We start from the raw sequence: 17,870 nt of genomic DNA on the forward strand, positions 1-17,870 counted from the left end.
CCTTGTCGGCGAGGCATTCCGCCTCGGCTCGTGTCGGAGGATGTGATGGGATTTTACAGGAAAAACATTGGTGGCCTGCATCAGGCGGTGCGGGTGGCGCTCGGAATTGCGGTTGCGATTGCGGCGTTCGCGTATCTGTCCGGGCTTGCAGCATGGCTGGTCGCGCTCGGCGGCGCGGGCTTCGCGCTGACCGGCCTCGTCGGTTACTGCCCGATGTGCGCGATGGCCGGGATCGGACGAGGAGGCGTGTCGTGAGTGCGGCTGCGATCTCGCCCAACCTGTTCGAGGCTGCGCGCCTCGGCGATCCCGAGGCGATCGCGGCGCTGCTGGTGACGGCGCAGCCGGATATCCGCCGCTACGCGCGCGCGACCTGTCGCAGCTCGGCGGATGCCGAGGACGCGACGCAGGAGGCGCTGTGGATTCTGTTCCGCCATGTCGGCACCATCCGCTCGTGGTTGGCGTTTTCCGCCTGGCTGTTCAGCGTGGTCCGCCGCGAATGCCTGCGGCTTGCGCGCAAGGCCGGCCTTATGCCGGCCATCGATTTCAGTGAAGCGGAGGCCGCACTGCTGTCGCGGCCCGAGGCGGATCTGCGACTCGACGTGGCTGCGGCTTTCGAAGCGCTGCCGCCGCACTATCGCGACGTCGCGCTGATGCGCGACGTCAAGGAAATGACCATCGACGAAATCGCCGTCGCACTCGGCGCGTCCAGGCAGACCGTCAAGGCCCGCCTGCATCGCGCCCGCGCATTGATGCGCGAATATCTGACGAGATGAGACATGTTGGCGCAACGCCTGTTCGAGCGACATCGAGGGGAAACTGCGGGATGAATGCGCATCGGAGCCTCGGTCGTACGCGTGTATAATTATCTCGGCCTCGACGGATTTCGCTACGGCTGGGTCGGAGCCTGGATCGACGAGCGCGGCGATCACGGCTTCGACTATTCGCCGGGGCTGACGCGCTTGCTCGCGACGCCGCATGCGCGCGCGATGATCGACATGCCGATTGGATTGAATCCCAGCGGTTATCGAACGTGCGACTTGCGCGCCCGCGAACTGGTTGGCCCCGCCGTGTTTCTCGGTGCGCGCCGGGACCTCTGGACATTTTCCGACATGGCGACAGCCAATCGTCACTACTGGACGCACGAGGGCAAGGGCAGCGGCGTGTCGGCGCAGCTCTGGAACATCAGGGACAAGATCAGGGAGGTCGACGAGATCATGACGCCCACGCGGCAAGCGATGATGGGCGAGGCGCATCCGGAGTTGATCTTCTGGAATCTCGCCGGCCGCCTGCGGCTCGACAGCAAGACGTCAGCGCAAGGCCGCGAACAACGCATCGCGCTGCTGGAGCGACGCGGCTTCACACGCTTGCGGAAATGGCTGACGCAGCGCCACGGCACCGGCATTGGCCGCGACGATCTCATCGACGCGTGTGCCTGCGCGATCGCAGCGCGCGACAGCACGCAGTCGGTCGGCGACGACGAGACCGATCCGCGCGGATTACGGATGGAGATCAATTATTGAGGCCGATCGGCCGCCAAGGCGCATTCGGGAAAAAGCGGCAATTTATTTGAGATGTGTAGGAACTGTCGATGCTCGGCCCGCGTTCCCCGTGCGAAGGGAACACAGAGAACTCTCGCGATGAATGATACCAGTCAATTCGCGACCGCGCTGCTCGCTCTCGTTTTCATCGGAGCTCTGCTCGTCACCGGGCAGCTCTTCATCGAGCAACGTGCGCAGCGCGACATCGCGTACGCGACAAGTCACTTGCTACCGCGGCTGTGATCCAACTTCGGTGCGAAACGATCGTGTGACCTCTGCATCGGCCTTGTGCCGTTCGTCCGCTCGCCTAGATTAGGCGACAATCTCAGGAACGATGCCGGGGTCCCGATGTCCGATCTCTCCACCTTTCCCATCACCAAGCGCTGGCCGGCCAGGCATCCGGAGCTGCTTCAGCTCTATTCGCTGCCGACGCCGAACGGTGTCAAGGTTTCGATCATGCTGGAGGAGATCGGGCTGCCCTATGAAGTCCATCTCGTCGACTTCGGCAAGGACGACCAGAAGACGCCCGAGTTTCTGTCGCTCAATCCGAACGGCAAGATCCCCGCGATCCTCGATCCCAACGGTCCCGGCGGCAGGCCGCTGCCGCTGTTCGAGTCCGGGGCGATTCTGCAATATCTCGCGGAGAAGACCGGCAAGCTGCTGCCGCAGGATGCGGCGCGCCGCTACCAGGCCATCCAGTGGGTGCATTTCCAGATGGGCGGCATCGGGCCGATGTTCGGCCAGGTCGGTTTCTTCCATAAATTCGCCGGCAAGGAGTTCGAGGACAAGCGGCCGCTCGAACGCTACGTGGGCGAGTCCAAGCGTCTGCTCGGCGTGATGGAGACGCATCTGGCCGGCCGGCAATGGGTCATGGATGACGACTACACCATCGCCGACATCTCCACGCTCGGCTGGGTGCGCAACCTCATCGGTTTCTACGGCGCCGGTGAGCTCGTCGAATTCACCCGGTTCAAATCGGTTGCCGCGTGGCTCGAACGGGGACTTGCACGTCCCGCCGTGCAGCGCGGGTTGAACATCCCGAAGCGTCCGTGAAACTAGCTCAGCGCCTTGTAGGTCATGTAGAGCGCCATCAGCGAGACGAGGGCGATCATGACCCGGCGCAGCACCGATTTGCTGACACCATTGGCCATGCGTGCGCCGAGATCGGTGCCGATCCAGAGGCCGGCAACGATGCCGATGACGGCCGGCCAACCGACCATGAGCCCCTTGCTCCAGTAGATCCACGCCGCTGGAATGTTGGTCGGGATCACCGAGAAGACGAGGCTGACGAGTTGCGCCTGATGTTGCGGCACGCGCAGGCCCGCGGCGAGGCCGACAGTGATTGCCAGGCCGCCGCCGATGCCCATGAAGCCGGAGGAAAAGCCGGCCAGCGTGCCGATGAGGAACAGCGGAAGCCACGGCAATTCGGCGGGATCGCCGGCCGCGCCAGCGCCGTCCTTGCGGTCACGGCGCAGCAGCAGTGCCGCGATCAGCAGAGCGAGGTAGACGACGTAGGTCCATTGCAGGACAGCATCGGATACGGCGGCCGCGGCATAGCCGCCGCCCGCGCCACCGACGAGAAATCCGATGCCGATCCAGGCGATCCATTGCAGCGGACTGCGATTGCCGCTCTGCCAGTAGCGGCGCACACCGGCGAGGCCGGTTGGCGGGACCTGCGTGATCAGCGACGTGCCCTGGGCGACATGTTGCTCGGCCCCGAGCAGCAGAACGGAAAAGATCACGAGACCGCCGCCCGGGCTCGTGCCCATGAAGCCCGATGTCACGCCGCCGACGAGGCCGACGCCGATGCCTGCGAGCAGTTCGAAAATCCAGGACATGGCTCAAGCCCGGGTTCGTCGCTTGACGTCCGGCTTCGTCGTGCGGAAGCCGTCGATCACGGCATCGATAGCCGCCATGCAGGCATCGAGGTCAAAGTCCTCGCCCCAGCATTTTTGCAGCACGAAGCCCTGGAAGATCGCGATCAACACGCGCGCGATGGCGTCGGCGCCGAGGTCGCGCTTGACGAGGCCGTCGTGCTGGGCGCGCTCGACCAGCGCCACGATCAGGGCACGCGGCATCTCGATGCCCTCGACGATGCTGGTGCGGACGCGGCGGTTGCGCAGCGCTTCGGCCCAGCCATGGATGCCAACGCGCCGCCGCGCTTCGCCGGCGGGATCGGTGAGCCATTGCGCGTAAACGCGGACCAGGGCGTGAAGTCCTTCGATCGGATCGCCCGATCCCTGCGCGACCGAGTTGAGCACGGCTTCACGGCGATGCCGGTCGTCAGCGAGCGCCTCGATCAGGTCGTCCTTGCTCTGGAAGTAGAGATAGACCGCGCCATGGCTCAGCCCCGACCGCTTCACGATGTCGGCCATGCCGGTCTGGTGAAAACCGTTCTCGGCGAAGCAGGCGAGGGCGGCCTCGAGGATCTGCTGCCGCCGGCCTTCACGCTGCTTGTCGCTGATCTTGGGCATCAGGGCGTCCGTCAATAACTGACTGATCGATCGTTTTAGTGGTTCGTCGGGAACAGCCTGATTGTTGGCTGTTATAATAAAAAACGATCAGTCAGTCATTTTTAAATGAGCGACGGGTTTTGGTCAAGTCCGGATGGCCCCGGGGCCGAAAACCAGGAGGAGTAAACGGCTGGCGAGCCGAAGCGACGGCTCGGCTCGCGATGATGTGCCGCTAGAACAGCCGTCCGCCGTTCGGCACGGGCTGGCCCGGCTGCACCAGCACGACCTTGCCGTCGGCATCGGGGAAACCGAGCGTCAGCACTTCCGACACGACCGGCCCAATCTGGCGCGGGGGAAAATTGACGACGGCCGCGACCTGTTGTCCCACCAGCGTCTCCAGCGGATGGTTCTCGGTGATCTGCGCCGAGCTCTTGCGCACGCCGATCGCCGGGCCGAAATCGATCCACAGCCGCCAGGCCGGCTTGCGCGCCTCCGGAAACGGTTTGGCATCGACGATGGTGCCGACGCGGATATCGACCGCGAGGAAGCTGTTGAAGTCGATGGTCGGCGACGGGGCCGCGCCGGGATCGTGAGTGACGTGCATGGTGTGTCCGTTGGCAGAGTTCGAAAGCTTGGCTCGCAATATTGTCGCGCGAACCGGAGTTTCGTACAACGCCGCAGCCGAAGCATCACGCATGCGCGAGGAACGTCTTGCCCAACATCATCTACGGCATCAAGAACTGCGACACCATGAAGAAGGCGCGCGCCTGGCTCGACAGCCATGGCGTTGCCTATGAGTTTCACGACTACAAGGCGGCCGGCGTCGAGAAGGACAAGCTCAAGCAGTGGAGCGACAAGCTCGGCTGGGAGACGCTGCTCAATCGCGCCGGCACGACCTTCAAGAAGCTGCCCGACGCCGACAGGGAAGGCCTCACCGAGAAGAAGGCGTTGGCATTGATGCTAGCGCAACCATCGATGATCAAGCGTCCGGTGCTGGAAGTCGGCGGCAAGCTGCTGGTCGGCTTCAAGCCGGACATCTACGCCAAGGAAGTCAGGACGAAGTAGGCCGGCGCCAAATCGCGCTGAAGGCTAGTTCAGCTCGATGATCTCGGTGGCGTCGGCGGGGCCGGACCGGTCCGAGAACTCGACGACGTCGGCGGCCGCGATACGGCCGGGGGCGCGATGAAAGAGGTCGCGATCGATCACGGCGCGCAATTTCTGGCGCGGCAGCGCGTCATTTCCGCGCATCAGATTCTTGATCTCGAAGCCGCCGTCCTCGCAGAAGGTCTTGAGCGAGGCGATGATGTGACAGACCTTGCCGTCGGTCAGGAACGGCAGCAGCAGTCGTTCGTAGGCGACGATGCGCCCGTAGATGTCGTCGACATCGGCAACGCTGTAGACCGGAAGCCCGCGCGCGACGCATTCGTAATAGATCGGCATCACGGAGGGCACGAGCTGCGGCCCGATATATTCATCCAGCGGCACGCCCTTGCCGGTGTGTCCATAGGCGCGCGAGATCCGCGTGCCTTCGCTCTGGATGACGAGGCGCGGCGCCGGAGTTGAGGTATCCACCGTGTAATAGATGAGGTCGGACAGCTCTTCCTCGAGCCGCGCGGGCTGGTACTCCCAGATCGCCGGCGCGATCTGCTGGCGCGCATAGAGTCGCAGCCACGTGTTCAGGAGATCACGCTGCCTGATCGACTTGACGACGGAGGGAGCGGCGCTTGCGAAATCCAAAACAATATTCCCGGCAGATCAAAACCCGCGCATCATCCATGCTGCGGGAAAATTTTCTATGAAGGCTGGCGCGCGGGACGAAAGACCGTTAACGACGGCTTGATGACCGGTGCTTTCGCGAACCGGAAGGCCGGGCAGGCGTGACATCAAAACATCTCCGACTAAGGGAGCATTTGTATCCCAGCCGGAGACCTGATCTGCTCAGCTTTCCGCCTTGCCTAACCCCCGTCACCTCCGGCATATTCCGCGCCCGGAGGCGGCGTTCCGGGAAGGCTTCAAGGCCTCCTGAAAGCCGAAGCAACAAGGACAGCCACGCGGGTCGCGCGGGCAGGGGGAAATCTGTTTGGCCGATGAGTTCATTCTCGAAACGGAAGGCTTGACCAAGGAGTTCGCGGGCTTCTTCGCTGTCCGCGACGTTGCGCTCAAGGTCCGCCGTGGGAGCATTCACGCGTTAATCGGCCCGAACGGCGCCGGCAAGACGACGTGCTTCAATCTTCTGACCAAGTTCCTCAAGCCGTCCGCCGGGAAGATCCTGTACAAGGGCCAGGACATCACCGCGATGGCGCCGGCCGACGTGGCCCGCATGGGACTGGTGCGATCGTTCCAGATCTCGGCGGTGTTTCCGCACATGACCGCATTGGAAAACGTTCGCGTCGCGCTCCAGCGCCAGCACGGCAGCTCCTTCGATTTCTGGCGCTCCAAGTCCGTGCTCAACCGCTTCAACGATCGCGCACGTGATCTGCTGAACGATGTCGGCCTCAGCGAGTTTGCCAATACGCCTGCGGTCGAGATGCCCTACGGGCGCAAGCGCGCACTCGAAATTGCAACCACGCTCGCACTCGACCCCGAGATGATGCTGCTGGACGAGCCGATGGCCGGCATGGGCCACGAGGACATCGACAAGATCGCGGCGCTGATCAAGCGCATCTCCGCGAAATACACCATCCTGATGGTCGAGCATAATTTGAGCGTCGTGGCCAATCTCTCCGACATCATCACCGTGCTGACGCGCGGGCAGGTGCTCGCGCAGGGCCATTACAGCGAGCTCACCAAGGACGAGCGCGTCAAGGAAGCCTATCTGGGAGCCGGTCATGCCTGACACTGCGATCGCCGAGGCTCCGGCAAAGGCTGCGAGCGGCGGAAACATCCTCCAGGTCCGCAACCTCGAAGCCTGGTACGGCGAGTCCCACATCCTGCATGGGATCGATTTCGACGTGAACGCGGGCGAGGTCGTCACCCTGCTCGGGCGCAACGGCGCCGGCAAGACGACCACGCTGAAGTCGATCATGGGCATCATCGGCAAGCGCACCGGCTCGGTGAAATTCAACAACCAGGAGATCATTCGCGCGACCTCCGACAAGATCGCGCGCATGGGGATCGCGTTCTGCCCGGAAGAGCGAGGGATATTCGCCAGCCTGGACGTGCGGGAGAACTTGTTGTTGCCGCCGGTCGTCCGCGAGGGCGGACTGCCGCTCGAGCAGATCTTCGACCTGTTTCCGAACCTGAAGGAGCGGCTCAACAGCCAGGGCACCAAGTTGTCCGGCGGCGAGCAGCAGATGCTGGCGATCGCGCGGATCCTGCGCACCGGCGCGAGCTTCCTGATGCTGGACGAGCCGACCGAGGGCCTTGCGCCCGTCATCATCCAGCAGATCGGCCACACCATTGCGCGGCTCAAGAAGGAGGGCTTCACGATTCTCCTCGTCGAGCAGAACTTCCGCTTCGCATCGACCGTGGCCGACCGCTATTACATCGTCGAGCATGGCAAGGTGATCGACGGTTTTGCGAACTCGGAACTGTCTGCGAACATGGACAAGCTGCATACCTATCTCGGCGTCTGACGCCCCGAGGCATTCAATAGAGGATTTCCCGGAGGAAATATGAAACAGCATTTTTCTGCACTTATTCTCGGCATCGCGTTGGGATTCGTCGCAAGCGGCGCGTCGGCACAGGACAAGACCGTCAAGATCGGCGTGCTGACCGATAATTCCGGTCTCTATTCCGACCTCGGTGGCGCGGGCTCCACGCTTGCCGCCCAGATGGCGATCGAGGATTCCGGGCTTGCCGCCAAAGGCTGGAAGATCGACTTGATCTCCGCCGATCATCAGAACAAGCCCGATATCGCCACCACCATCGCGCGCCAATGGATCGACGTCGAGAAGGTCGACATCTTCATGGACGTGCTGAACTCCGGTGTCGCACTCGCGGTCAACAATGTCGTCAAGGAGAAGAATTCGATCCTGATCGACACGGGTGCGGCGACGTCGGATCTGACGAACGCCCAATGTTCGCCGAACACCATCCATTGGGTCTATGACACCTACATGCTGGCCAACAGCACCGGTCAGGCGCTGGTGAAGGCTGGCGGCGATTCCTGGTTCTTCCTGACGGCCGACTATGCGTTCGGCGCGGCGCTGGAGCGCGACACGGCGGCGGTGGTGCAAAAGGCGGGCGGCAAGGTGCTCGGCAGCGTCAAGCATCCACTCAATTCCTCAGACTTCTCCTCGTTCCTTTTGCAGGCACAGGCATCGAAGGCGAAGATCGTCGGACTTGCGAATGCCGGCGGCGATACCACCAATTCGATCAAGCAGGCCGCCGAGTTCGGCATCGTCGCTGGCGGGCAGAAGCTTGCCGGGCTGCTGTTGTTCATCACCGACGTTCACTCGCTCGGCCTGAACGTGGCGCAAGGGCTCAATTTCACCGAAACCTTCTATTGGGATCTCAACGACGGAACGCGGGCCTTCTCCAAGCGCTTTTCGGAGCGCATAAAGAACAAGGCGATGCCTTCGATGGTGCAGGCCGGTGTCTATTCGGGACTGATCCATTACTTCAAGGCGCTGGAGGCGACGGGCGGCAATCCGCATGACGGCGCCAAGGTGGTCGAGAAGATGAAGTCGATGCAGACCGACGATCCGCTGTTCGGTCAGGGCAGTATCCGGGTCGATGGCCGCAAGATTCACCCGGCCTACCTGTTCGAGGTCAAGAAGCCTTCGGAATCGAAGGGGCCGTGGGACTACTACAAGCTGGTGGGCACCGTTCCCGCGGATCAGGCGTTCCGGCCGCTCTCCGAGAGCGTCTGTCCGCTGGTGAAGAAGTAACTCTCGTGGCCCGCCGGGCGGTCGTGCCGCCGGCGGGCTTTCATTTTGGTGGCGGAAGCTAATCCTGATGCAGGCTCTCTACGCACAGCTACTGGTGGGACTGATCAACGGCTCGTTCTACGCGCTGCTCAGTCTCGGGCTTGCCGTGATCTTCGGCATGCTCAACATCATCAATTTCGCCCATGGCGCGCTCTACATGATGGGCGCTTTCGTCGCCTATTTCCTGCTGAACCTCGGCGGCATCAACTACTGGTGGGCGTTGCTGCTGGCGCCTGTCATCGTCGGCATCTTCGGCATGATCCTGGAGCGGACCATGCTGCAATGGCTGACCGGGCTCGACCATCTCTACGGCCTGCTGCTGACCTTCGGCATCGCGCTGATCGTGCAGGGCGTGTTCCAGAACTATTTCGGCTCCTCCGGCCTGCCTTACGCCATTCCGGACGAGCTCAAGGGCGGCATGAATCTCGGCTTCATGTTCCTGCCGATCTATCGCGGCTGGGTCGTCGTCTTCTCGCTGGTCGTGTGTCTGGCGACCTGGTTCCTGATCGAGAAGACGCGGCTCGGCGCCTACCTGCGCGCCGCCACCGAAAATCCGACGCTGGTCCGTGCCTTCGGCATCAACGTGCCGCGCATGATCACGCTGACCTACGGTCTCGGCGTCGGTCTGGCCGCGCTCGCGGGCGTTCTCTCGGCACCGATCAACCAGGTCCGGCCGCTGATGGGCGCCGACCTCATCATCGTCGTGTTCGCCGTGGTGGTGATCGGCGGCATGGGATCGATCATGGGCTCGATCATCACCGGTTTCGCGCTCGGCGTGATCGAGGGCCTGACCAAGTATTTCTACCCCGAGGCCTCCAACACTGTCGTGTTCGTGCTGATGGTGCTGGTGCTCTTGGTGAAGCCAACGGGATTGACGGGAAGGGCGGCCTGATATGACAGCCTTGACAGACGATACGCTGCCGGCGACCCCGCGCGCGATGCGTGACGAGATGATCGTGTTTGTGGTGATGGCGCTGCTGCTGGCGTCGGTGCCGTTCACGGGGGTCTATCCGTTCTTCGTGATGCAGGCGCTGTGCTTCGCGTTGCTCGCCTGCGCCTTCAATCTTCTGATCGGCTATGGCGGCCTGTTGTCGTTCGGCCACGCGATGTTCCTGGGGACGGCCGGCTATTGCAGCGCGCATGCGCTGAAGGTGTGGGCGTTGCCGCCGGAGCTCGGCATCCTCGTCGGTATCGCCGCGGCTTTCGTGCTCTCGATCGTCACCGGCTACATCTCGATCCGCCGCCAGGGCATCTATTTCTCGATGATCACGCTGGCGCTGTCGCAGTTGCTGTACTTCATCTACCTCCAGGCGCCGTTCACCCATGGTGAGGACGGCATCCAGGGCATTCCGCAGGGGCGCATGTTCGGCGTCCTCGATCTCACCAAGCCGACGGTCCTGTACTATGTCGTGCTGGTCGGCTTCCTCGCCGGCTTCCTGCTGATCTTCCGCATCATCAACTCGCCGTTCGGCGAGGTGCTGAAGTCGATCCGCGAGAACGAGCAGCGCGCGATCTCGCTCGGTTACCGGACCGACCAGTACAAGTTCATGGCCTTCGTTCTGTCGGGCACGCTGGCCGGCTTCGCCGGATCGCTGAAGGTGTTCGTGGCGCAGAATGCCTCGCTGACCGACGTACACTGGTCGATGTCGGGCGAAGTCGTGCTGATGACGCTGGTCGGGGGGCTCGGCACCATCTTCGGACCGGTGGTCGGCGCCTTCGTGATCATCGCCATGCAGCAATATCTGGCGAGCTTCGGCCAGTGGGTGACGGTGATCCAGGGCTCGATCTTCGTGATCTGCGTGCTCACCTTCCGCCGCGGCGTCATCGGTGAAATCGCGCATTACTTCCGGCGTTCGCTCTAAGTAGTTGATCTAAGGTCAATTTACCTATTGGGTGAAAGTGGTGGATGATCCGGCTCCGCGGGCGTGAGGTAGTGCGCGCACGGATCGAAAATGGTCTATGACAGTTTTGTGACGGCCCTCCCGGGCCGGGCCATTTCCAACCGGTAGTCTATCCCCATGATGCGATGGTTTCGCGCTTTCCTGCCCAAGGAAGAACGGTTCTTCGACCTGTTCGACCGCCATGCCCAGACCGTGATCCAGGGCTCGATCGCGCTCCAGGGCATGCTCAACGGGGGCGAGGAGACGCCGGTCTATTGCCAGCGCGTCAACCAGTTCGAGAACGATGCCGACAACATCACCCGTGAGGTGCTGACGGCGGTGCGCCGCACCTTCATCACGCCGTTCGACCGCGGCGACATCAAGAACCTCATCACCTCGATGGACGACGCCATCGACCAGATGCAGCAGACCGCCAAGGCCGTGATGCTGTTCGAGGTCCGCGCCTTCGAGCCGCCGATGCGCGAGATCGGCGGACTGCTGATCGAATGCGCCAATCTGGTCGGCCGTGCGCTGCCCCTGATGCAGCAGATCGGCAAGAACGTGGCCATGCTGACCGCGATCACGGAAGAACTGACCAAGCTGGAGGGCCGGGTCGACGATCTCCACGACATCGGGATGAAGGAGCTGTTCCTCAAGCATCGCGACGGCAACGCGATGGATTTCATCGTCGGCGTCGAGATCTACGACCATCTCGAAAAGGTGGCCGATCGCTTCGACGACGTCGCAAACGAGATCAACAGCATCGTCATCGAGCAAGTTTAGGGCAGGGGCCTCGCCGTGGATGCTGCGTTGGGTCTTCCCGTCCTGGTCGGACTGATCGCCGTCGCGCTGCTGTTCGACTTCCTGAACGGCCTGCACGACGCCGCCAATTCGATCGCGACCATCGTCTCGACCCGCGTGCTGCGGCCGCAATTCGCGGTGTTCTGGGCCGCGTTCTTCAATTTCGTTGCCTTCATGGTGTTCGGGCTGCACGTCGCCCAGACCATCGGCACCGGCATCATCGATCCCTCGATCGTCGATGCCCAGGTGATCTTCGCGGCCCTCGTCGGCGCCATCGTCTGGAACCTCGTGACCTGGGCGCTCGGCATCCCGTCTTCGTCGTCGCATGCGCTCATCGGCGGGTTGTTCGGTGCGGGCGTGGCCAAAGCCGGGATTTCGGCGGCGGTCTGGAGCGGATTGTCCAAGACGGTGATCGCCATCGTGCTGTCGCCGCTGGTCGGCTTCCTGCTGGCGATGTTGCTGGTTGCGATCGTGTCCTGGGCCTCGGTGCGCTCGACGCCATTTGCGGTCGACCGCGCCTTCCGCATCCTGCAATTCGCCTCCGCCTCGCTCTATTCGCTCGGCCATGGCGGCAATGACGCGCAGAAGACCATGGGCATCATCGCCGTGCTGCTCTATTCGCAGGGCCAGCTCGGCAGCGAGTTCTCGGTGCCGTTCTGGGTGGTGCTCTCCTGCCAGGCGGCGATGGCGCTGGGCACGCTGATGGGCGGCTGGCGCATCGTCCGCACCATGGGCCTGCGCATCACGAAACTGACGCCGATGCAGGGCTTTTGCGCCGAAACCGGCGGCGCCGCGACCCTGTTCATGGCGACCTTCCTTGGGGTTCCCGTCTCGACCACCCACACCATCACCGGCGCGATCGTCGGCGTCGGCGCGGCCCGCCGCCTCTCGGCGGTGCGCTGGAACGTCGCCAGCTCGATCGTCTATGCCTGGGTGATTACGATGCCGGCCTCGGCGATCGTGGCGGCGCTGACCTGGTGGGCGGTCAGGATTTTCGTCAAGTAACGAGCTTCAGCCCGACAATCCCGGCGACGATCAGCCCGATGCTGGCGAGGCGAAACGCGGTCGCCGGCTCGCCGAACAGGATGATCCCGAGCGTCGCTGTGCCGACCGCCCCGATGCCGGTCCACACCGCATAGGCGGTTCCAATCGGCAGCGATTTGAGGGCCAGCCCGAGCAGGAGGATGCTCCCGGCCATCGCGGCGAGCGTCAGGACCGACGGGACGAGCCTGGTAAAGCCCTCGGTATATTTGAGGCCGATCGCCCAGCTGACCTCCAGCAGACCGGCGACGAACAGGATGCTCCAGGCCATGACGACCCTCCGTGCAAGGCAGGGTCGTCCCCGCGGCTGATATGCTGATGAAAAGGAAGGCCGTCCCTCCCAGGGGCGATATGGGGCTGGCCGAAGGGCTCCGCAATCACCAAATGAGGCTTGATCAGGCCCATTTTCCCTGCCAAACGCTCCCGCCATGTCCGACATCGCCATTTCAGCCGAATCGCCGGCCCGTTCCCCGCTTGCCGCTGAAGTGGCGCGGCGGCGGACCTTTGCGATCATCTCCCACCCCGACGCCGGCAAGACCACGCTGACCGAAAAGCTGCTGCTGTTCGGCGGCGCCATCAACCTCGCCGGTCAGGTCAAGGCCAAGGGCGAGCGGCGCAACACGCGCTCGGACTGGATGAAGATCGAGCGCGAGCGCGGCATCTCGGTCGTGACCTCGGTGATGACCTTCGAGTTCGAGGGCCTGGTGTTCAACCTGCTGGACACGCCGGGCCACGAGGACTTTTCGGAAGACACCTATCGCACACTGACGGCCGTCGACTCCGCTGTGATGGTCATCGACGCCGCCAAGGGCATCGAGGCGCGCACCCGAAAACTGTTCGAGGTCTGCCGCCTGCGCGACATTCCGATCATCACCTTCATCAACAAGATGGACCGCGAGAGCCGCGACGTCTTCGAGCTGCTGGACGAGATCGAGAAGACGCTGGCGCTCGACACCACGCCGATGACCTGGCCGGTCGGCCGCGGCCGCGACTTCCTCGGCACCTATGACGTCGTCAATGGCGGCGTGCGCCTGCTCGAAGGCGGCGGTGCCAAGACCGGCGCGGCGCAGCAGATCGAGATCGAGGAGCTCACCAAGCTCAACGCCAATCTCGACGTCTCCGCGGTGAAGGACGAGCTCGAGCTCGTTACCGAGGCCTCAAAACCGTTCGAGCTGGAGGCGTTTCGCGAGGGCCATCTGACGCCGGTCTATTTCGGCAGCGCGCTGCGTAATTTCGGCGTCGGCGACCTCCTCGAAGGCCTCGGCAAGTTCGCGCCCGAGCCGCGTGCGCAGGAGAGCGACCAGCGCAAGGTCGAGGCGACCGATCCGCGCATGAGCGCCTTCGTGTTCAAGATCCAGGCGAACATGGATCCGAACCACCGCGACCGTATCGCCTTCGCGCGCCTGTGCTCGGGCAAGCTCAGCCGCGGCATGAAGGCAAAGCTCGTGCGCACCGGCAAGAGCATGCCGCTGTCGAGCCCGCAATTCTTCTTCGCGCAAGACCGCTCGGTGGCGGATGAGGCCTTTGCCGGCGATGTCGTCGGCATTCCCAATCACGGCACGCTGCGCATCGGCGATACCCTGACCGAGGGCGAGGATTTCAACTTCGTCGGCGTGCCGAGCTTTGCGCCGGAAATCGTCCGCCGCGTGCGTCTCACCGACGCGATGAAGGCGAAGAAGCTGAAGGAAGCGCTTCAGCAGATGTCGGAAGAGGGCGTCGTGCAGGTGTTTCGCCCGCGCGACGGCGCGCCGGCGCTGGTCGGCGTGGTCGGTGCGCTCCAGCTCGACGTGCTGAAGGCGCGGCTGGAGGCGGAATATTCTCTTCCGGTCGAGTTCGAGGTCAGCGAGTTCCAGCTTGCGCGATGGGTCTCGTCAGACGATCGCAAGAAGCTCGACACCTTCATCGCCGCCAACACCTCGAGCATCGCCGACGACGTCGATGGTGATCCCGTATATCTGGCCAGGAACGAGTTCTATCTCGGCTACACCAGGGAACGCGCCGAGGGCATCGCGTTCACCAACGTCAAGGACGTCAAGAAGAAGGGGTAAGGGCGCGTTTTAGCCCGCACTCCACCCTCCGCTGTCATGCCCCGGCTTGACCAGGGCATCCAGTACGCCGCGGCCCATCGGCTTAATCACAAACGTCTCTGGAATACTGGGTCGCCCGGTCAAGCCGGGCGACGACAGTGTGCCCTGAACGCGAGCATGTGAACGTCGGCAGGGTTGACGCTATCGGGAGCAATGCCACGTTCCCGGTATGTGACATCGCGAGCTCGCATCATGTGGCGCGGCATCCTTGTTTTCCTGCTTCTGGCGATCTCGACGGTCGCCGCCGCCGACGCGCGGCCCCGGCAGATCAATCCGATCCCGTTCGCGCATGAGCCGTGCAGCGTGCTCGACCAACGCCCATGCACGCCGTCTTATTGCAGCCCGCTCGAGCTCGGGCCGTGCATCCCCGAGATCGACTATCCCTACGGCGAAAATCTCCAGCTCACGATCGAGAGCATGCCGTCCGAGGCCGACCGCGCCAAATACCAGAAGCCGGATCACGATCTCGACACGATCGGCGACCTTTTCGCCGCACTGCGCACCTGCTGGTCTCCGCCATCGGACCATGCGCGGGAGGGCATGCAGATGTCGGTGCGCTTCAGCTTCAACAAGGCGGGCGGCCTGATCGGCCCGCCTCGCCTCACATACGCCACCGCGGGCGTTCCGGCGGACACACGCACGACCTATCTGAACGCCATCAATGCATCGCTGAAGGCCTGTCTGCCGCTGAAATTCACCAGCGGTCTCGGCGGCGCCCTGGCGGGGCGGCCGATCGCGATCCGCTATGTGGACAATCGGGAGCTGGGCAAGTAGCGCATCGGTTGCGACCGGAGGCCAATCGATGATACCTCAGAGGCGGGGCTGCTTGAGGGGAGGATGTCGTGGGTCTGCTGGTCATGATCCTGGGGCTGGTGCTGTTTTTCGCGGCCCATGTTTTCACAACGAAACGCGAGACGCGCGCGCAGGCGATCGCAAGGCTGGGCGAGGGGACCTACAAGATCCTCTATTCGCTCGTCTCGCTCGCGGGGCTCGCGCTGATCATCTGGGGCTTTGGCCATTACCGTGCGACCGGCTGGATCGACGTCTGGTATCCGCCGAAGGCGATGAAGCACATCACGCTCGCGCTGATGCTGCCCGCGGTCATCCTGGTGGTCGCCTCTTATCTGCGCGGCCGCATCTATGCGACGCTGAAACATCCGATGCTGGCCGGCATCAAGCTGTGGGCGGCCGCGCATCTTCTCGCAAATGGCGATCTCGGCTCCATCATCCTGTTCGGCTCGTTCTTGGGCTGGGCGGTGTATGACCGCATTTCGTTGAAGCATCGCACCGACAGTGGCGGCCCGCCGATTCCGGTGGGTGGCGTCACCAACGACCTGATCGCGGTTGCCGTCGGCGTGGTTGCGTATCTGGCGCTGGCGTTTGCGTTCCATCCTGTCGTGATCGGAGTTCCTGTCGTGGGGGTCTAGCCGATCGGCACAAGACAGGACCCGCATGTCCGTGCGCGGAAGGTAACAAGAGCAACAAGCTTAGGGCATTCCGATGGACTGGTCGCAATCTCAGATCCCGCCGATGCGGTTCGAGGCGCGCTTTGGCGATCGGGTAGTCCCGGCGTTCTGCGACCGGCCGGCCACTCTCTGGGCGATGATCGCAGAGGCCCGCGCACGCAACGGCGACGGCGAAGCGCTGATCGCAGGCAATGTCCGGCTGAGTTGGCGGCAGGCGGTGGAGCAGGCTGCGCGGATCGCGGCGGGCTTTCGCAAGCTCGGCTTGCACCGCGGCGATCGTGTCGCGATCCTTCTGGGCAACCGCATCGAGTTTCCGCTGCTGCTGTTTGCCGCCGCGCATGAGGGCCTCGTCACGGTGCTGCTCAGCACGCGCCAGCAGAAGCCGGAGATCGCCTATGTGCTCACCGATTGCGGCGCCAAGATCCTGATCCACGAGGCTGGGCTCGCCGGGCGGCTGCCGGATGCGCGGGATGTGCCCGATGTGATCCACCGCGTTGCCGTCGACGATGACCCGGATGTGTCGCGCTTCGCGGTGCTCGCAGACAACGCCGAGGCCGCCGCGCCGGTCGACGTGCACGAAGAGGACACGGCGATGATCCTCTACACGTCGGGCACGACAGGCAAGCCGAAGGGCGCGATGCTGGCCCATTGCAATATCGTCCATTCCTCGATGGTGTTCGCGTCCTGCCTGCAATTGACGGAAACAGACCGTTCGATCGCGGCCGTGCCGCTCGGTCACGTCACCGGTGTCGTCGCCAACATCACGACCATGATCCGCTGCGGCGGCGCGCTGATCATCATGCCGGAGTTCAAGGCCGCCGATTATCTCAAGCTCGCCGCGCGCGAGCGCGTCACCTACACCGTGATGGTGCCGGCGATGTACAATCTCTGCCTGCTCCAGCCCGATTTCGACAGCTATGATCTGTCGAGCTGGCGCATCGGCGGTTTCGGAGGTGCGCCGATGCCGGTCGCGACCATCGAGAAGCTCAAGACGACGATTCCCGGCCTGAAGCTGATGAACTGCTACGGGTCGACCGAGACGACATCGCCCTCGACGATCATGCCTGGCGAACTGACGGCAAGCCATATCGACAGCGTCGGCCTGCCGTGTCCCGGTGCGCGCATCGTCGCGATGGGACCGGATGGGCGCGCGCTGCCCCATGGCGAGATCGGCGAGCTCTGGATCCAGAGCGCCTCCGTCATCAAGGGCTATTGGAACAACCCGAAAGCCACGGCTGAAAGCTTCACCGGTGGATTCTGGCACTCGGGCGATCTTGGGTCGGTCGATGCGGACGGTTTCGTCCGCGTGTTCGACCGGCAGAAGGACATGATCAATCGCGGCGGGCTGAAGATCTATTCCGCGGAGGTCGAATCCGTGCTGGCGGGCCATCCCGCGGTGATCGAGAGCGCGATCATTGCGAGGGCGTGCCCGGTGCTGGGCGAGCGCGTCCATGCCGTGGTGGTGACGCGGACCCCGGTCGCCGCCGACGCCCTGCGGGCCTGGTGCGCGGAGCGGCTGTCCGATTACAAGGTCCCCGAAACCATGGCGATCACCACCGAGCCGCTGCCGCGCAACGCCAATGGCAAGGTGCTGAAGCGGCAGTTGCGGGAGCACTTGGGAACCTGAGCCGGGCAAGCGCTTCTTCCGGGCTCTTCCGGGTGGTTAACGCCTTGATCGGGCTCGCTTTGCCTTGCCACCGCCATATCGTTAGGCTACCTCGCCGCCACGTGGG

21 protein-coding genes are annotated in these 17,870 nt (G+C 63.6%); 16 read left to right on the forward strand and 5 right to left on the reverse strand.

The genetic code is table 11. The features are described from left to right. Nucleotides 1-45: 45 nt before the first annotated feature. From XI09_RS37540 to XI09_RS37555, 4 genes are all read left to right on the forward strand, one after another. On the forward strand, nucleotides 46-255 hold the full coding sequence (locus XI09_RS37540; RefSeq protein WP_038967554.1) for a YgaP family membrane protein: 210 nt from the start codon (nucleotides 46-48) through the stop codon (nucleotides 253-255). Next, nucleotides 252-773 carry an RNA polymerase sigma factor gene (locus XI09_RS37545; protein ID WP_271571388.1) on the forward strand — a complete coding sequence of 174 codons (522 nt, stop codon included), beginning with the start codon at nucleotides 252-254 and terminating at the stop codon, nucleotides 771-773. The genes XI09_RS37540 and XI09_RS37545 overlap by 4 nt, the downstream gene beginning before the upstream one ends. An 81-nt stretch (nucleotides 774-854) precedes the next feature. Beyond that, nucleotides 855-1,520 carry a DUF429 domain-containing protein gene (locus tag XI09_RS37550; protein WP_271571487.1) on the forward strand — a complete coding sequence of 222 codons (666 nt, stop codon included), beginning with the start codon at nucleotides 855-857 and terminating at the stop codon, nucleotides 1,518-1,520. Nucleotides 1,521-1,886: 366 nt separating this feature from the next. Continuing rightward, entirely contained in the window at nucleotides 1,887-2,591 is a 705-nt protein-coding gene (locus tag XI09_RS37555) for a glutathione S-transferase family protein (RefSeq protein ID WP_271571389.1), read from the forward strand. A gap of 2 nt (nucleotides 2,592-2,593) precedes the next feature. Here the strand turns inward: XI09_RS37555 and XI09_RS37560 are convergent, their stop codons facing one another. The 3 genes from XI09_RS37560 to XI09_RS37570 form a co-directional block, all read right to left on the reverse strand. Beyond that, nucleotides 2,594-3,376 (reverse strand): sulfite exporter TauE/SafE family protein, encoded by a 783-nt coding sequence (locus XI09_RS37560; RefSeq protein WP_271571390.1) that lies wholly within the window; start codon nucleotides 3,374-3,376, stop codon nucleotides 2,594-2,596. Nucleotides 3,377-3,379: 3 nt separating this feature from the next. After that, a complete protein-coding gene (locus XI09_RS37565; RefSeq protein ID WP_271571391.1) occupies nucleotides 3,380-4,012 on the reverse strand; it encodes a TetR/AcrR family transcriptional regulator in 633 nt (210 codons plus the stop codon). Between the two features lie 211 nt (nucleotides 4,013-4,223). Further along, nucleotides 4,224-4,595 (reverse strand): tRNA-binding protein, encoded by a 372-nt coding sequence (locus XI09_RS37570; protein WP_271571392.1) that lies wholly within the window; start codon nucleotides 4,593-4,595, stop codon nucleotides 4,224-4,226. A gap of 107 nt (nucleotides 4,596-4,702) precedes the next feature. Between XI09_RS37570 and XI09_RS37575 the strand changes: the two genes are divergently transcribed. After that, complete coding sequence (locus XI09_RS37575; RefSeq protein WP_271571393.1) at nucleotides 4,703-5,056, forward strand: ArsC family reductase; 354 nt, start codon at nucleotides 4,703-4,705, stop codon at nucleotides 5,054-5,056. A 24-nt stretch (nucleotides 5,057-5,080) separates the two neighbouring features. On the opposite strand, the gene XI09_RS37580 is transcribed toward XI09_RS37575, so the two are convergent. Continuing rightward, nucleotides 5,081-5,728, reverse strand: coding sequence for a hypothetical protein (locus XI09_RS37580; RefSeq protein WP_271571394.1), 648 nt, complete (start codon nucleotides 5,726-5,728; stop codon nucleotides 5,081-5,083). A gap of 343 nt (nucleotides 5,729-6,071) precedes the next feature. Here XI09_RS37580 and XI09_RS37585 point away from each other — a divergent pair, with 343 nt between their 5' ends. The 7 genes from XI09_RS37585 to XI09_RS37615 all read left to right on the forward strand — a co-directional run bounded on the left by XI09_RS37585 (nucleotide 6,072) and on the right by XI09_RS37615 (nucleotide 12,548). Beyond that, the gene (locus XI09_RS37585) at nucleotides 6,072-6,827 is read left to right on the forward strand and encodes an ABC transporter ATP-binding protein (RefSeq protein WP_027543023.1); all 756 of its coding nucleotides are present in this window, start codon (nucleotides 6,072-6,074) and stop codon (nucleotides 6,825-6,827) included. Next, nucleotides 6,820-7,566, forward strand: a complete 747-nt coding sequence (locus XI09_RS37590; RefSeq protein WP_271571395.1) for an ABC transporter ATP-binding protein — start codon at nucleotides 6,820-6,822, stop codon at nucleotides 7,564-7,566. Before XI09_RS37585 ends, XI09_RS37590 begins: the two co-directional genes overlap by 8 nt. A 39-nt stretch (nucleotides 7,567-7,605) precedes the next feature. Further along, complete coding sequence (locus tag XI09_RS37595; RefSeq protein ID WP_271571396.1) at nucleotides 7,606-8,823, forward strand: ABC transporter substrate-binding protein; 1,218 nt, start codon at nucleotides 7,606-7,608, stop codon at nucleotides 8,821-8,823. 67 nt (nucleotides 8,824-8,890) lie between these two features. Continuing rightward, the gene (locus tag XI09_RS37600) at nucleotides 8,891-9,754 is read left to right on the forward strand and encodes a branched-chain amino acid ABC transporter permease (protein ID WP_271571397.1); all 864 of its coding nucleotides are present in this window, start codon (nucleotides 8,891-8,893) and stop codon (nucleotides 9,752-9,754) included. 1 nt (nucleotide 9,755) lies between these two features. Continuing rightward, a complete protein-coding gene (locus XI09_RS37605) occupies nucleotides 9,756-10,724 on the forward strand; it encodes a branched-chain amino acid ABC transporter permease (protein ID WP_271571398.1) in 969 nt (322 codons plus the stop codon). A gap of 156 nt (nucleotides 10,725-10,880) precedes the next feature. Next, nucleotides 10,881-11,525: a DUF47 domain-containing protein gene (locus XI09_RS37610; protein WP_011086818.1), complete on the forward strand. Its 645-nt coding sequence runs from the start codon at nucleotides 10,881-10,883 to the stop codon at nucleotides 11,523-11,525. Nucleotides 11,526-11,540: 15 nt separating this feature from the next. Then, nucleotides 11,541-12,548 (forward strand): inorganic phosphate transporter, encoded by a 1,008-nt coding sequence (locus XI09_RS37615; protein WP_271571399.1) that lies wholly within the window; start codon nucleotides 11,541-11,543, stop codon nucleotides 12,546-12,548. Here XI09_RS37615 and sugE read toward each other — a convergent pair. Next, entirely contained in the window at nucleotides 12,541-12,855 is a 315-nt protein-coding gene (sugE, locus tag XI09_RS37620) for a quaternary ammonium compound efflux SMR transporter SugE (RefSeq protein ID WP_092182895.1), read from the reverse strand. The two genes, XI09_RS37615 and sugE, sit on opposite strands and share 8 nt — an antisense overlap. Before the next feature lie 157 nt (nucleotides 12,856-13,012). Here sugE and XI09_RS37625 point away from each other — a divergent pair, with 157 nt between their 5' ends. From XI09_RS37625 to XI09_RS37640, 4 genes are all read left to right on the forward strand, one after another. Further along, complete coding sequence (locus XI09_RS37625; protein WP_271571400.1) at nucleotides 13,013-14,632, forward strand: peptide chain release factor 3; 1,620 nt, start codon at nucleotides 13,013-13,015, stop codon at nucleotides 14,630-14,632. A gap of 231 nt (nucleotides 14,633-14,863) precedes the next feature. Beyond that, on the forward strand, nucleotides 14,864-15,445 hold the full coding sequence (locus XI09_RS37630; RefSeq protein ID WP_271571401.1) for a hypothetical protein: 582 nt from the start codon (nucleotides 14,864-14,866) through the stop codon (nucleotides 15,443-15,445). 68 nt (nucleotides 15,446-15,513) lie between these two features. Continuing rightward, the gene (locus XI09_RS37635; protein ID WP_271571402.1) at nucleotides 15,514-16,098 is read left to right on the forward strand and encodes an NnrU family protein; all 585 of its coding nucleotides are present in this window, start codon (nucleotides 15,514-15,516) and stop codon (nucleotides 16,096-16,098) included. A gap of 73 nt (nucleotides 16,099-16,171) precedes the next feature. Next, nucleotides 16,172-17,764, forward strand: coding sequence for a class I adenylate-forming enzyme family protein (locus tag XI09_RS37640; protein ID WP_271571403.1), 1,593 nt, complete (start codon nucleotides 16,172-16,174; stop codon nucleotides 17,762-17,764). Nucleotides 17,765-17,870: the final 106 nt, after the last annotated feature.

The sequence above is a fragment of the Bradyrhizobium sp. CCBAU 11386 genome (assembly GCF_028128955.1).
Classification (GTDB): Bacteria; Pseudomonadota; Alphaproteobacteria; order Rhizobiales; family Xanthobacteraceae; genus Bradyrhizobium.

Bases quoted from the DNA above. Each gene is read 5' to 3' on its own strand.
- XI09_RS37610 (WP_011086818.1), top strand. From the start codon at position 10,881: ATGATGCGATGGTTTCGCGCTTTCCTGCCCAAGGAAGAACGGTTCTTC.
- XI09_RS37640 (WP_271571403.1), top strand. From the start codon at position 16,172: ATGGACTGGTCGCAATCTCAGATCCCGCCGATGCGGTTCGAGGCGCGC.
- XI09_RS37605 (WP_271571398.1), top strand. From the start codon at position 9,756: ATGACAGCCTTGACAGACGATACGCTGCCGGCGACCCCGCGCGCGATG.
- XI09_RS37540 (WP_038967554.1), top strand. From the start codon at position 46: ATGGGATTTTACAGGAAAAACATTGGTGGCCTGCATCAGGCGGTGCGG.
- sugE (WP_092182895.1), bottom strand. From the start codon at position 12,855: ATGGCCTGGAGCATCCTGTTCGTCGCCGGTCTGCTGGAGGTCAGCTGG.
- XI09_RS37630 (WP_271571401.1), top strand. From the start codon at position 14,864: ATGTGGCGCGGCATCCTTGTTTTCCTGCTTCTGGCGATCTCGACGGTC.
- XI09_RS37595 (WP_271571396.1), top strand. From the start codon at position 7,606: ATGAAACAGCATTTTTCTGCACTTATTCTCGGCATCGCGTTGGGATTC.
- XI09_RS37560 (WP_271571390.1), bottom strand. From the start codon at position 3,376: ATGTCCTGGATTTTCGAACTGCTCGCAGGCATCGGCGTCGGCCTCGTC.
- XI09_RS37565 (WP_271571391.1), bottom strand. From the start codon at position 4,012: ATGCCCAAGATCAGCGACAAGCAGCGTGAAGGCCGGCGGCAGCAGATC.
- XI09_RS37555 (WP_271571389.1), top strand. From the start codon at position 1,887: ATGTCCGATCTCTCCACCTTTCCCATCACCAAGCGCTGGCCGGCCAGG.
- XI09_RS37625 (WP_271571400.1), top strand. From the start codon at position 13,013: ATGTCCGACATCGCCATTTCAGCCGAATCGCCGGCCCGTTCCCCGCTT.
- XI09_RS37590 (WP_271571395.1), top strand. From the start codon at position 6,820: ATGCCTGACACTGCGATCGCCGAGGCTCCGGCAAAGGCTGCGAGCGGC.
- XI09_RS37570 (WP_271571392.1), bottom strand. From the start codon at position 4,595: ATGCACGTCACTCACGATCCCGGCGCGGCCCCGTCGCCGACCATCGAC.
- XI09_RS37600 (WP_271571397.1), top strand. From the start codon at position 8,891: ATGCAGGCTCTCTACGCACAGCTACTGGTGGGACTGATCAACGGCTCG.